The 13,934-nt window shown below is 45.5% G+C and carries 14 protein-coding genes and 1 tRNA gene; 7 read left to right on the top strand and 8 right to left on the bottom strand.

Annotation, left to right across the window (positions count from 1 at the left end; translation table 11 throughout):
* The first annotated feature begins 20 nt into the window (after positions 1–20).
* The 3 genes from B5F71_RS07110 to B5F71_RS07100 all read left to right on the top strand — a co-directional run bounded on the left by B5F71_RS07110 (position 21) and on the right by B5F71_RS07100 (position 3,843).
* Positions 21–1,265 (top strand): ABC transporter permease, encoded by a 1,245-nt coding sequence (locus B5F71_RS07110; protein WP_022039060.1) that lies wholly within the window; start codon positions 21–23, stop codon positions 1,263–1,265.
* A 142-nt stretch (positions 1,266–1,407) separates the two neighbouring features.
* On the top strand, positions 1,408–2,508 hold the full coding sequence (locus tag B5F71_RS07105; RefSeq protein WP_022039059.1) for an efflux RND transporter periplasmic adaptor subunit: 1,101 nt from the start codon (positions 1,408–1,410) through the stop codon (positions 2,506–2,508).
* Positions 2,509–2,520: 12 nt separating this feature from the next.
* Entirely contained in the window at positions 2,521–3,843 is a 1,323-nt protein-coding gene (locus B5F71_RS07100) for a TolC family protein (protein ID WP_022039058.1), read from the top strand.
* A gap of 203 nt (positions 3,844–4,046) precedes the next feature.
* On the opposite strand, the gene B5F71_RS07095 is transcribed toward B5F71_RS07100, so the two are convergent.
* The 5 genes from B5F71_RS07095 to rsmI all read right to left on the bottom strand — a co-directional run bounded on the left by B5F71_RS07095 (position 4,047) and on the right by rsmI (position 7,650).
* The gene (locus B5F71_RS07095) at positions 4,047–4,862 is read right to left on the bottom strand and encodes an SDR family oxidoreductase (RefSeq protein WP_022039057.1); all 816 of its coding nucleotides are present in this window, start codon (positions 4,860–4,862) and stop codon (positions 4,047–4,049) included.
* Between the two features lie 28 nt (positions 4,863–4,890).
* On the bottom strand, positions 4,891–5,340 hold the full coding sequence (locus tag B5F71_RS07090; protein WP_022039056.1) for a transcriptional repressor: 450 nt from the start codon (positions 5,338–5,340) through the stop codon (positions 4,891–4,893).
* A gap of 21 nt (positions 5,341–5,361) precedes the next feature.
* On the bottom strand, positions 5,362–5,853 hold the full coding sequence (locus tag B5F71_RS07085) for a DUF4251 domain-containing protein (RefSeq protein WP_087208766.1): 492 nt from the start codon (positions 5,851–5,853) through the stop codon (positions 5,362–5,364).
* 238 nt (positions 5,854–6,091) lie between these two features.
* Positions 6,092–6,946: a hypothetical protein gene (locus B5F71_RS07080; protein ID WP_022039842.1), complete on the bottom strand. Its 855-nt coding sequence runs from the start codon at positions 6,944–6,946 to the stop codon at positions 6,092–6,094.
* 29 nt (positions 6,947–6,975) lie between these two features.
* On the bottom strand, positions 6,976–7,650 hold the full coding sequence (gene rsmI, locus B5F71_RS07075) for a 16S rRNA (cytidine(1402)-2'-O)-methyltransferase (RefSeq protein WP_022039841.1): 675 nt from the start codon (positions 7,648–7,650) through the stop codon (positions 6,976–6,978).
* A gap of 183 nt (positions 7,651–7,833) precedes the next feature.
* Between rsmI and B5F71_RS07070 the strand changes: the two genes are divergently transcribed.
* Together B5F71_RS07070 and B5F71_RS07065 are read left to right on the top strand one after the other, a co-directional pair.
* The gene (locus B5F71_RS07070) at positions 7,834–8,439 is read left to right on the top strand and encodes a thymidine kinase (RefSeq protein ID WP_022039840.1); all 606 of its coding nucleotides are present in this window, start codon (positions 7,834–7,836) and stop codon (positions 8,437–8,439) included.
* Positions 8,440–8,559: 120 nt separating this feature from the next.
* Positions 8,560–8,632: transfer RNA gene (locus tag B5F71_RS07065), tRNA-Lys, on the top strand.
* 267 nt (positions 8,633–8,899) lie between these two features.
* Here B5F71_RS07065 and B5F71_RS20595 read toward each other — a convergent pair.
* A complete protein-coding gene (locus B5F71_RS20595; protein ID WP_162609934.1) occupies positions 8,900–9,118 on the bottom strand; it encodes a hypothetical protein in 219 nt (72 codons plus the stop codon).
* 353 nt (positions 9,119–9,471) lie between these two features.
* The gene (gene tilS / locus B5F71_RS07055) at positions 9,472–10,770 is read right to left on the bottom strand and encodes a tRNA lysidine(34) synthetase TilS (protein ID WP_087208762.1); all 1,299 of its coding nucleotides are present in this window, start codon (positions 10,768–10,770) and stop codon (positions 9,472–9,474) included.
* A gap of 211 nt (positions 10,771–10,981) precedes the next feature.
* Between tilS and feoB the strand changes: the two genes are divergently transcribed.
* Both feoB and B5F71_RS07045 read left to right on the top strand, forming a co-directional pair.
* Positions 10,982–13,462, top strand: a complete 2,481-nt coding sequence (gene feoB, locus B5F71_RS07050) for a ferrous iron transport protein B (RefSeq protein WP_087208760.1) — start codon at positions 10,982–10,984, stop codon at positions 13,460–13,462.
* Between the two features lie 94 nt (positions 13,463–13,556).
* The gene (locus tag B5F71_RS07045; protein WP_022039495.1) at positions 13,557–13,721 is read left to right on the top strand and encodes a FeoB-associated Cys-rich membrane protein; all 165 of its coding nucleotides are present in this window, start codon (positions 13,557–13,559) and stop codon (positions 13,719–13,721) included.
* Between the two features lie 27 nt (positions 13,722–13,748).
* On the opposite strand, the gene B5F71_RS20740 is transcribed toward B5F71_RS07045, so the two are convergent.
* Positions 13,749–13,934 (bottom strand): hypothetical protein (locus tag B5F71_RS20740; RefSeq protein ID WP_206423827.1); only part of this gene is annotated, 186 nt, incomplete at its 5' end.

Raw genomic sequence — 13,934 nt, 5'->3', positions numbered from 1 at the left:
ACAAGAGAAATATTTAAGTTATGAAACAGTTCGATTTAGATGTTTGGGAAGAGATATTGGTTACCATTACCCGTAACAAAACCCGCAGTTTGCTGACAGCTTTCGGTATCTTTTGGGGGATTTTTATGCTCATTGCACTGATGGGGGGAGCGCAAGGCATGCAGCAGATGCTTTCGCGGGAATTTGAAGGATTTGCCACCAATTCAGGATTCATGGGTGCGAACAAGACCAGCAAGGCTTATAAAGGATTCCAGCAAGGACGGTACTGGGACTTGGAAAATAGTGATGTAGACCGTGTCCGCCGGAGTGTAAACGAAGTAGATATTATTACTCCCAGCTTGGCAAAGTGGGGAGTGGACGTGATTTATAATGAGCAGAAAATTTCGGGAACATTGAAAGGGCTTTATCCCGAATATGGCAAGATAGAGGAACCGATGATTACTTACGGACGATACTTGAATGACATGGATGTGAAAGACCGGCGCAGGGTATGTGTCATAGGAAAACGTATCTACGAAACGCTTTTTCCCGGTAAGGAGAATCCGTGTGGAAGGTTCATCAAGATTAATGGCATCTATTATCAGGTAATTGGAGTAAGTGTTTCATCGGGGAATATTTCTATAAACGGGCGTTCGGAAACTTCTGTGACTATCCCTTTCACTACGATGCAGCAAAACTATAACTTCGGGCAAAAGGTGCAACTCTTGTGTTATACCGCCCGCAAGGGATACTCTATCAGCGAGGTGGAAAAGAAAGTGGCACAAGTGGTGAAACGTGCGCATTACATTCATCCCGATGACAGCCAGGCAATGATACAGGTGAATGCAGAGGCTATGTTCAGTATGATGGACAATTTGTTTTCGGGTATCCGTATCCTGGGATGGATGGTAGGATTAGGTACCCTGCTTGCAGGTGCCATCGGTGTGAGCAATATCATGATGGTAACGGTAAAGGAACGTACGGTGGAAATAGGTATCCGCCGTGCCATCGGTGCCCGACCGAATGATATTCTGCAACAGATTCTTTCGGAAAGCATGGTTTTGACCATCCTTGCCGGTATGGCGGGAATTGCTTTTGCAGTCTTCTTGCTGAATGTGGTCGAGGTAGGAACTTCCGAGCCGAATGCACCCACGCATTTCTTGATTAGTTTTTGGGAAGCTGTCGGGGCATGTGTCCTTTTGCTTTTCCTTGGCTTGCTTGCGGGACTGGCTCCTGCTTATCGTGCAATGTCGGTAAAGCCGATTGATGCGATTCGTGACGAGTGACGCCTACCACAGACTGCACTGATTTTAAAAATAAAAACGGGAATAGAAAATTTGCCATAAGAGTGCACAGACGAGGAAATCTTTTTTATCTGTGTAATCTGTAGTGAACAAAAAAAAGAAACAAATAAAAACCATAACCTATATGAAGAAGTTTATGAAAATTGCTGTACTGGTTCTGATAGCCATCGTGTTTATTGGGACATTTGTATTTCTTTATCAGAAATCGCAGCCGGAAAAAGTGAGTTATCAAGTGTTGAAGGCAGAAACCAAAGACTTGGTACAGACTACTGTTGCCACGGGAAAGATAGAGCCACGTGACGAGGTGGAAATCAAGCCACAAATATCGGGTATCATAGCTGAAGTGTATAAAGAGGCAGGACAGACCGTGAAAGAAGGTGAGGTTATTGCCAAAGTAAAAGTGATTCCTGAACTGGGCACACTTAATGCGGCAGAGAGCCGGGTCCGGCTGGCAGAGATGAACGGCAAACAGGCAGAAATCGATTTGGAACGTATGGAAAAACTTTACCAAGGTAAGCTGGTAAGTAATGAAGAATACGAAAAGACGTTGCTTGCTGCCAAGCAGGCACGTGAAGAACTTCAGGCAGCAAAAGACAATCTGGAAATCGTGAAAGAAGGCATTACGAAAAACAGTGCTTCATTCAGTAGTACGTTGATACGTTCTACGATTACCGGATTGATATTGGATGTACCTATCAAGGTGGGAAATTCGGTGATAATGAGTAATACCTTCAATGACGGAACGACGATTGCTACTGTGGCAGATATGAGTGACTTGATATTCCGTGGAAATGTAGATGAGACCGAAGTGGGACGTATCCGCGAAGGGATTCCAGTGAAAATCACCTTAGGAGCCTTACAGAATATGAAGTTTGATGCCGTATTGGAATATATATCTCCTAAAAGTACAGAAAATAATGGCGCCAATCAGTTTGAAATCAAAGCTGCTATCGATGTGCCCGATAGTGTGACTATCCGTTCGGGGTACAGCGCCAATGCAGAGATGGAATTGCAACATGTTGACGGCGCGTTAACTGTTCCCGAAAGTGCCGTCGAATTTAGCGGTGATTCTACTTTTGTTTATGTATTGACAGATAGTGTGCCTGACCAGAAGTTCAAACGCCAGCAAATCGTAACAGGTATCAGTAATGGCATCGATACGGAAGTGAAACAAGGATTAAAGTCCGGTGACAAGGTTCGCGGACTGAAAATAGAAGACCAATAAATATTCGCGATGATGAAATTCAGTTATTTATTTATAGGGATAGGAGCCATGTGTATGCCTGTGCATGCTCAGCAGGCATGGACATTGAAGAAATGCATTGATTATGCCATCGAACATAACCTAACCATCAAGCAGCAGGAAGCTTCTGCCGAGCAGAGCAAGATAGAACTGAGCACAGCGAAAAACAGCCGTCTGCCCGATCTGAACGGAAGTGCATCGCACTCTTTTAGCTTCGGTCGAAGTTTGCAGGCAGACAATACTTACAATAGCATCAATACCCAAAATACAGGCTTCAGCCTTTCTACCAGTGTGCCGCTTTTTACCGGATTGCAGATTCCTAACAACATTGCTCTCTCGAAACTTAACCTGCAGGCTGCTCTTGAAGACCTGAATGCTGCTAAAGAAAATGTCAGTATACAAGTGGCATCCAGTTATTTGCAGGTCTTGTTTAATGACGAATTGGCACGTGTGGCGCACGAACAGGTCGACCTCAGCCGTGAAATGCTGGTACAGCGCGAAGCTTATTTCCGAAATGGCAAGGCCTCGGAGTCGGAACTATATGAGGCTAAGTCACGCGTGGCTCAAGATGAGTTGTCGGCAGTGCAGGCAGACAACGACTATCAGTTGGCATTGCTTGACCTCAGTCAACTGCTTGAGTTACCTTCTCCTGACGGATTTGCTATCGTTTCGCCCCAAACTGATGCCGTGGAGAATTTGGGCACCCCGCTTCCACCTGCTGAAATCTATGCCGATGCCTTGCTGATAAAGCCTGTCATCAAGGCGGCGCAATATCGTTTGGAAGGAGCACAAAAGAGCATCCGCATCGCACAAAGTGCTTACTATCCTCAGCTGAGTTTAGGAGCAGGGTTGAGTACTAATTATTATAAAATGTCAGGCATGGACAATGCAGGCTTCGGTTCACAGCTGCGAGATAATTTTAGCCAGTATGTGGGGTTGACATTGAGCATCCCTATCTTCAACCGTCTGGCAACGCGCAATCGTGTACGGAGTGCACGCATCCAACAAACTACGTTGGGATGGCAACTGGAAGATAGCAAAAAAACTTTGTACAAGGAAATACAACAGGCGTATTATAATACGTTGAGTGCTCAGACACAATACACCAGTAGCCGTACTGCAGCCGAAGCTGCTAAGGCCTCATTCGACTTAATGAAAGAACGTTACATGAATGGCAAGGCGAATGCTACCGAGTTTAATGAGTCGCGCACGGCATGGATGCGTGCGGTGTCCGATCAGCTGCAGGCGAAATACAACTATATCTTCCGCTTCAAAATACTAGACTTTTACCGTGGCGTGCCTTTGGAGCTGAAATGATGTGCTAAATTTCTTGGCAGTACTGATTCAGAAAAAGGATAATCCTCTTCGTTGAAGAAGATTATCCTCTTTTTTTGAATGTTCGCATAGAAGAAACTGTTTTGAACTTATCATGTGCTGATTGGGGTTTGCAGACTTTCATTTTTTATATGTCGAAACACATAGGATTTATAAATTGTAATGGTGAGTACACCTGTAGTTAATCAGACGCCGCTGAATGCGCTGAAGCCGCCGTCTACAGCCAATACAGCACCCGTGATGAAGCTGGCAGCATCACTACATAAGAACTGTACAGCACCGTTCAGTTCAGAAATATCACCAAACCGCCGCATCGGGGTTTTGGCAATGACCTTCTTGCTACGGTCGGTTAACGAACCGTCGGGGTTTATCAGGATGGCACGGTTCTGGTTGCCGATGAAGAAACCGGGGGCGATGGCATTGACACGGATTTTCTCGCTGAACTTGATTGCCATTTCCTGCGCCATCCAGCGTGTAAAGTTTTCTACAGCACTTTTCGCCATTGAATAACCAGGTACACGGGTGATGGATTCGTAGGCAGCCATCGAAGAAACGTTAACGATAGCACCACTCTGTTGCTTTGCCATGATTTCACCGAACACCAGACAAGGGTAAACCGTTCCGTTCAGGTTCAGGTCAACCACTTTGTCCAAATCTTCAACTTTCATGTCGAAGATGTTTTGGTCTACTGTCAGTGTACCACCTGGAATATTTCCTCCTGCGGCATTGACCAAAATGTCTACTCGTCCCCACTGGGCCAGTACTTCGTCTTTTACTGCATTCAGACTTTCAATGTCGAGTACGTTACATACTGTACCTCTTATTTCACCTCCTGTCTGTTTCAGGCGTTCTACAGCTGCATCTACGCGGTCTTTGTGGGCACCGATAATGATTACTTTAGCACCGGCACGTAAAAAACCTTCTGCAATATTACTCCCTAACACACCGGAGCCGCCGGTTACGACGGCTACTTTTCCGGCAATACTGAAAATTTCGTTCATAATGTTTTTACTTTAATTAAATGGATATTTAGATTGGTTGTTTATTCGCTTGCCTGCGTTGACGAGTACAGTCGCGGCAGATTCCCTTCGCCATATAGTTGATGCTGTGCATGTCGAAACCTTCGGGCAGATTTACCACAGGAATGTGTATTCCTTTAAAACAGAATGTACGGTGACACACTTCGCAATAAAAATGCGTATGCATGTCGTCAATGCTGCATGCATTTTCTCCCGAACAGATTTCGTATTTCAGCGACCCGCTGCCGTCTTCGATGTCATGTATCAGGTGGTGGGCAAGAAAAGTGTTTAAGGTACGAAATATAGTTGATTTATCAACCGTTTCGAGTATTGTCTCTAAGTCAAGCAACGAAACCGGATGTTCAGCTTCTACCATTGCCTTGAATACTAAAAGACGTATGGAAGTAGGTTTTACGCTTTTCTTTTCCAGCCGGTCAATATAGTATTGGTTATTTTCCATAAAAACGGATATCTTTATTTATTATTGCATTTCTTCGGCCACTATTTCTCCACTGTAACGGATTGGTTGCCTGTTGTGCATCGTGACAGAAACCGTTACAGAACCTCCTGTAGAAATGTCGAGATAAAAATCGAAAACATCTTCTTCGGTTTTCGAAGAAAAGCGGACTTCGTATCCTTTCTTTTTCTTTTCAAGGCAAAAGCCCGTAATTTCCGATTGGAAATGTAAGCCTTTTCCACCTCCGTAAGGCACCGAGTAAGCTCTTCCGAAATAGGGAAGATATACGTCTACCGAGTCGTTTTTCATCTTCAGGCTGTAAGAACTTGTCAACGGAATACTCCTTCCTCGCATGGGATAAGCCATCGATACATCTACCGTGAAACAACGGTTGTCCAGTTGTTTCTCAATGTAAATTTCGGTTGTATCCTTTTTTGTCTCACTTGCCTGCGTTCCGGCATTTCCGGTCAAGCATACACATGCCCAAAGTATGAAAAGCAAACAGATTTTTCTCATTTGTTTTTGTTTATGCTGATTTCGGATGGCAAGTTAGCTAAAAAAATGAGAACTTACCCTATAAAATGAATAATTGTTTGGATAAATAAAGATAAACTTAGGTATTTGGCTGTATCAGATTGGATAATTTTGTTTGGAGAAATTCAAAACAACTCCGAAATGTTGGTGTGAGAGAACATGTAAAATGAATTGTGCCCAACATTTATCGGGCACAATTCATTGTTTAATATGAGCCGTGTTAACGTACTTGGATAACCAGATAGCGTGATACACTCCAGAACTGACTGGGGTTTGTGATTTTCAGAGTCAACTGTCCTTTGTCATCTTTTACCAGTTCGTATGAACCTTCAGGATGTGTAGTCAGCAGTTCAGCGCGTTTGGAGTAAAGTTTGATTTCTTTGTCCTGACGGATATCAATTTCAGTAAAATAATCCTTGTTAAATTCGTTATCTTTTAATACATCTCCACGTTTCAGGATTTTCTGGTCTTTCAGTTCCGATTTTGTTCCGAATACATACCAGGCAGTATTCAGTGCCTTGTCTTGTGCCACTACAGTTTCCGTTTTGGCTTCATTTTCTGCCGTCAGTTCGTCTACGTTTTTGTTCAAGTCGGCTACAGCTTCATCCAGTTCAGCAATGCGGATGTTTTTCGAAGCCAGTTCTGCCTGCAAGGTTTCTATTTGCTTTTGTTTCGATTCCAGTTCAGCGGTCAGGTTCTGGATTGCTTTTTTCAGTTGTGCAGACTGGTAGTTGCTATTTTGCAGCTGTTTCTCCAGTTCTGCAATTCGTGCACGATTGGCTTGCAATTTCTGGCTGATGAAACGGATATCTTCCTTGATTTTCTCTGCACTCGATTTGCTTTCCATTGCATCACCTTTCAAGTCAACACGGTTTTCGGCTTCATTAATTTCGCGGAAGCCTTCTTGTATCTCGTTGAAAGCTCCCATAATCTCATCGAGTTCTGCATCCCGATTAGACAATTCCAGCATCAATGAGTCGTTTTGAACTTGTAATGCGTCTTTTTTCTGCCCCGAATTTGTACAGGAAGCCAATAAGGCTGCTGCGCATAGCGAAAATAAAACAACTTTCTTCATAGTTTCTTATCTGTTTAGAATTTATACTTTTATTTTTCTTTCCCTGCAAGTATGATTACTATTTCTCCTTTAGGTTCGGCAACGGTGAAATGCGCTATTACTTCTGCAAGCGTCCCTCGTACGCTTTCCTCATGTATTTTTGAAATTTCCCGACAAACAGAAACCTGCCGTTCTTCACCGAAAAGTTCGGCGAATTGGGTTAAGGTTTTTACCAGCCTGTATGGAGATTCATAAAATATCATCGTCCGTGTCTCTTCTGCCAGTGAGTTCAAACGTGTCATCCGTCCTTTTTTCTGAGGCAAGAAACCTTCGAAACAGAAGCGTTCATCCGGCAGTCCTGAGGCTACCAATGCCGGTACAAAGGCTGTTGCCCCCGGCAGGCATTGCACTTCGATGCCGTTCCTTACGCATTCGCGGACAACCAGAAATCCCGGGTCGGAAATGCCTGGCGTGCCTGCATCCGATATCAAGGCGATGTTTTCTCCAGCCTTGAGCCGCGTGATGATGCTCTCCAGTACCTGATGTTCATTGAACTTATGGTAAGATTGCAGGGCATTCTTGATTTCGAAGTGCTTCAGCAGAATACCCGATGTGCGGGTGTCTTCCGCTAAAATCAAGTCGACCTCTTTCAGCACCCGTATGGCACGCAATGTCATGTCTTCTAAATTGCCTACTGGAGTAGGTACTACATACAGTTTACCCATATTTGTCATTTATAATATAGCAAAGGTAGAAAGTTTTTGATTGTATGTGTTAATTTGCTCCATTATTTAACAGAAGTTGTATTATTCTAGCCTAAAACATCGTTTTTTAGTCTGGACTGTATTCTTTTTTGCTTTAGAAAACGTACTTTTGCAACCGCAATTATTCAAACAGAAGATCATATCATGGTAGTATTTTCAGAAGACCATACACAAGAGACTTTTCGTCGTGGACGAATTGAGGTGATATGCGGTTCGATGTTTTCGGGTAAAACTGAAGAACTGATACGCCGCCTGAAGCGTGCAATGTTTGCTCGTCAACAAGTAGAAATATTCAAACCAGCTATCGACACACGCTATTCGGAGGCGGAAGTGGTGTCACACGATAATAATTCCATTAAGTCAACTCCGGTAGAAACATCAGCGAGCATTCTTTTGCTTGGCTCCGAAATTGATGTGGTTGGTATTGATGAAGCACAATTCTTTGATGAAGGCTTGATAGGTATCTGCAACGAACTGGCTAACCGCGGGGTACGGGTTATCATCGCCGGTTTGGATATGGATTACAAAGGTGTTCCTTTCGGTCCGATACCCGGATTGTGTGCCATAGCCGATGAAGTGACGAAAGTGCATGCTATTTGTGTGAAATGTGGTGATTTGGCATATATTTCTCACCGCACGGTAGCGGATGACAAGCGTGTGTTGCTTGGCGAAAAAGAAGAATACGAGCCTTTATGCCGGAGATGTTACCAAAAAGCGTTACGAGGGAAATCTGGTAGGGAAACAGAGTAAGGAGGTCGGGGAAAGAACCGAAAAATGAAATAATCAGAAAAAAAACTTCAAAAGTTTTGCCAGTTCAAGAAAAGTGTCTATCTTTGCACCCGCAATCAGAAATGACGGCAAAACAGGTTTGATTCGCTAGCTCAGCAGGTAGAGCACAACACTTTTAATGTTGGGGTCTTGGGTTCGAGCCCCAAGCGGATCACTTAATCAAATAGCAGAACAACGAAAACCGCTGATAATCAATCATTATCAGCGGTTTTTCTTTTATCTTCCACCTGCATTTCGGGGCAAAATGGGGCAATAAAAACAGGTGAAATAGGTGGACTTGATTTCCACCGGAACAAAGTCCACCTATTTGCATCATACTTCTCTGATTTCCTGCGGTTTGCGATATGCAACTTGGCACTAAAATCCTCTATAAGGAGTCGGATATAGGAAAACAGCAGAATGACAACAGGCAGGAAGCATATCAATAAATGGAATAAGGTTTTGAAGAACATTCCATAAAAGGACAGGCTCTTAGAAGCTGTTTTGAATTTCTCCAAAAAGTTTTTCTTGGCTTGATGTATCCGTTTTCGTGTGTGCTTTGGGCGATTTTTGGTCCTTTTCGCTCCTGTTCTTCGTCAGATAGCCCGCTATCTTCCTCATCACAGAAGCGAAAATGCCTCAAAAACTCATCCCAAATCATCGCACGATAAATCCAAAACAGCTTCTTAATTTTTCTGATAAATTTGTTTAGCGGATATGAATCAATGCATGATTGAAAGGTTCAGTATCTGTTTCAAGCTGTCTTCCTTTTACGTTCTCCATATGGAAACCGTACGGTTTCCATATCGAAAACATACGGTTTCCATATCAAGAACGTACGGTTTTGATATGGAAACTATAAAAGGAAGCTATCTGGATTAATAACGCAACCCAATCAGATACTTCAATTATATGGCTTGGGGAATTTGATTATAAATGCCCATAACATTTTTCTTACCCTGGAGCGACAGGGAAACGACCTTTAAAAACGCCCTATAAAGACTGCTCCAACCATTAGAGAATGGCTGGAGTATCTTTTTTTACCCGCAACATCAATACCCGACGGGTCTGTCCCGTTACCCGGAAACGATTATCGGTACGTTCGTTTACCAGCCATACGATATCATCACCGGCACACACCACATATTGGTTTTCTTTATCGAACAAAGAGTACTTGCGGTCGCGCAAATAGTCGCGCACCTTCTTGAATCCACGCATACCAAAGGGAACGAACTTATCGCCCGCCTGCCATTTACGCAATACCAGCGGAGCCTTTACCTTCGAAGCATCCAGACAAGCCACATGCACATCTTTCGGCACTTGGAAGCCTGCATTCACCTCAACCGTTTCCTGCTGCAAAGTCCATACCACTTCTTCCGTTTCTTCCCGTTTTCTGACCAGCAGGCAATCACGGTCGCGCAGAACCACATAATCCGCCGAATAAAACAACCTGCCCGATTCTCCATCCAAGCTACGGTAAATATCATTCAGTTGCGCCGAATTGAATCCCAGCGGATGCAACAATTCGAACAAAACCGCCTGCGGAGACACTTCCCGCAGCACAGAACTGATATGAATACGCCCTTCATCATCCTTTACCCGCTTGCAAGACTCTTCCATTGACGAACGATAGACCGCCTCTACATCAGCAAGCCTACGCGCGGTCCCGGCGATGGTCTCGCTTACCGACGGATTGATTTCTTTCAATAGCGGAAGCACATCGAGCCGTATTTTATTACGCATAAACACATCCTTTGCATTAGTACTGTCGGTCACATAGTCCTGCCCCAACTGCTTCAGATAGCACAAAATCTCCTCACGGCTCACCTCCAGAAGCGGACGCACCACCTTGCCGTTCTTTGCCGCAATGCCTTTCAATCCCTGTATGCCTGTTCCCCGAACCAGATTCAACAAGAAAGTCTCTACGCTATCGTCACGATGATGAGCCACAGCGATTGCCTGCGCTTGCTCTTGCATACGGATTTGTTCGAACCAAGCATAACGAAGCTCGCGTGCTGCCATCTCTACCGAGACATGATGCGCAGCGGCATATGCCTTCGTATCAAAATCAGCCACATGCAAAGGCACTTCCAGCCTTGCACACAAAGTCCGCACAAAAGCCTCATCCCGGTCCGATTCCGTCCCGCGCAAATGGAAATTACAATGGGCTGCCACACATCGTACACCCGATTCCACCAGCACACGCAACAAAGCTACCGAGTCAGCTCCCCCACTCAGTGCCACCACAACCGTATCACCTCCGGCAAACAAATCTTTCTCGCGGACAAATCGCAATATCTTCCTTTTAAACATAAAGCAAAGATAAGAAAAATACCTGACTATATGCAATGCCTCATGCACCTATGTGCAAAACCTCTTGCAGATAAGTGCTCCCAACACCCCATATACATACATTCTGAAGCGAAAACCGATGCAACTTCTTTGCATTCTATTTAAAAACAATCTAAATAACTTGCATAGTAAAAATCTATCCTATATCTTTGCCGCAAAATAAACGGCAACTATGAGACTATCAGAACTTAAAACTGGAGAAAAAGGAGTCATCATCAAAGTAATGGGGCACGGAGGATTCCGCCGGCGCATCATCGAAATGGGCTTCATCAAGGGAAAGACGGTGGAAGTACTGCTGAACGCACCGCTGAAAGACCCTATCAAATACAAAATCATGGGATACGAGATTTCACTCCGCCGGCAAGAGGCAGAGATGATTGAAGTGATGAGCGAAGAAGAAGCACGCGCCTCCATGCACGAAGACCGGGTGCTCAACCCCATCGAAGAAGACATTCCCGTATCCGAAGAAAAACTGAAGGAAATAGCACAGGGCAAACGGCGCACCATCAACGTGGCACTGGTGGGGAACCCCAACTGCGGCAAGACTTCACTTTTCAACATCGCTTCGGGAGCGCACGAACATGTAGGCAACTATAGCGGAGTAACGGTAGATGCCAAAGAAGGGCATTTCGATTTCCAAGGCTATCACTTCCGGCTGGTCGACCTGCCGGGCACCTATTCGCTCTCGGCATACAGTCCCGAAGAACTTTACGTGCGTAAGCACATCATCGATGAGACACCCGACGTCATTATCAACGTAGTGGATGCAGGCAACTTGGAGCGCAACCTCTATCTCACCACCCAACTCATCGACATGAATGTGCGCATGGTGGTGGCACTCAACATGTACGACGCACTGGAGCATAGCGGAAATACCCTCGACCATAAAACACTGGGGCAACTGTTAGGCGTACCTATGGTGCCCACCGTAAGCCGCACAGGAAAAGGCATCGATACACTTTTCCACGTCATCATCGGGCTATACGAAGGTGCCGACTTCATGGGGCAAAAAGATGAGATCAAGAATGAAGCCCTGCGCGAACTACGCCAATGGCACGACCAGTACGCGCCCGACCACAAGTTCGGAAGCAAGGAAGAAGAAGTACAAGAGTTTGACTCGAAAAGCTATATCCGCCACATCCACATCAACCACGGGCCGGAACTGGAGCGCAGTATCGATGCCGTAAAGAAAGAAATCTGCAAGAACGAGAACATCCGTTACAAATACTCCACCCGCTTCCTGGCCATCAAGCTGCTGGAAAACGACAAGGATATCGAGCAGCACGTCATCTCTACCCTTCCCAACGGCGCAGAAGTCATCCAGATACGCGACAGGGAAGCCGAACGCATCCGCCGGGCGATGAACGAAGACAGCGAACAAGCCATCACCGATGCCAAATACGGCTTTATCTCAGGCGCACTGAAAGAAACTTTCGTGGAGAAGAACCAGAACACCGAAGCATTCACCCGTGTGGTAGACAGCATCGTGACCCACAAGATATGGGGCTTCCCCATCTTCTTCCTTTTCCTTTACATCATGTTCGAGTGCACCTTCATCCTTGGTGCCTACCCGCAGGAGTGGATTGAATGGCTGGTAGCACAAATCGGTTCACTGGCCGAACATTACATGCCCGCAGGCCCACTCAAGGATTTGGTCATCGATGGCATCATCGGAGGTGTGGGAGGCGTCATCGTGTTCTTGCCCAACATCCTGCTGCTCTACATCTTCATCTCGTTCATGGAAGATACGGGTTACATGGCACGCGCGGCATTCATCATGGATAAAATCATGCACAAAATGGGATTGCACGGCAAGTCGTTCATCCCCCTCATCATGGGCTTCGGATGCAATGTACCGGCTATCATGGCTTCGCGCATCATCGAAAGCCGCAAGGCACGCCTGGTCACCATGCTCATCAACCCGCTGATGTCGTGCAGCGCCCGCCTGCCCATCTATCTGGTATTGATAGGAGCCTTCTTCCCCAGCCACGCCAGCCTGGTATTGCTCTCGCTCTACGTAGCCGGCATCCTGCTCGCCGTGCTCATGGCACGCATCTTCAGCAAGTTCATCGTAAAAGGCGAAGATGCTCCTTTCGTCATGGAACTTCCACCCTACCGTATGCCTACGGCAAAATCGGTGGCACGCCACACCTGGGAAAAAGGCGCGCAATACCTCAAGAAGATGGGAGGAATCATCATGATAGCGTCCATCATCATCTGGTTCCTCGGATATTATCCCAACCACGACCGGTATGAAACTACCGCCGAACAGCAGGAGAACTCCTACATCGGCCAGATAGGAAAAGCCATCGAGCCCGTTATCGAACCGTTAGGATTCGACTGGAAGATGGGCATCGGCATCTTGTCGGGCGTAGGAGCCAAAGAACTGGTGGTCAGTACGCTGGGCGTACTCTACACCAACGAAGAAGACATCGAGAATGTCAATCTCTCCGAACGCATCCCCATCACGCCCTTAGTGGCATACGGCTATATGCTCTTCGTACTGATATACTTCCCCTGCATCGCCACAATAGCGGCTATCAAGAACGAGTCGGGAAGCTGGAAGTGGGCAGCTTTTGCGGCTTGCTATACTACCGTACTTGCCTGGATAGTGGCGTTTGCGGTGCATCAGATAGGGAAATTATTTATTTAATTGACTAGTTGACATCGGTTTTAATTAGATAAATACATGCTATTAAAGACCTAGTACCTGGTCAACTAGTGCCTAGTTCCTAAAAATAAAACTCATGGACACACAAACTATCCTTGTTTATATCATCGTGCTGCTCTGCGTTATTTACGCAGGGCGGCACTTCCTGAAGTTCTTCAAGAAGAAGAAACCGGGACAAACCGATTGCGGGTGCGGATGCGGATGTGCCGGATGCCAGAAAGGGAAACACAAGAAACCTTGAAAACATTGCCCGATTAACGAATATTCACTATCCGCCAATAGGGAGCTTCCGGTTTCTTTCCGTCATACAGATGAAACCAATTAAAGAAGCCAAAGTTATGAAAAAGTTAGAAGCTGTTTTGAATTTATCGTGCGATGATTTGGGATGAGTTTTTGAGGCATTTTTGCTTCTGTGATGAGGAAGATAGCGGGCTATCTGACGAAGAACAGGAGC

It is taken from the genome of Bacteroides sp. An269, from assembly GCF_002159755.1.
GTDB classification, from domain to species: domain Bacteria; phylum Bacteroidota; class Bacteroidia; order Bacteroidales; family Bacteroidaceae; genus Phocaeicola; species Phocaeicola intestinalis.
Note: the sequence above shows the minus strand (reverse complement) of the source record. Positions and strands in the feature narration are given on the sequence as shown.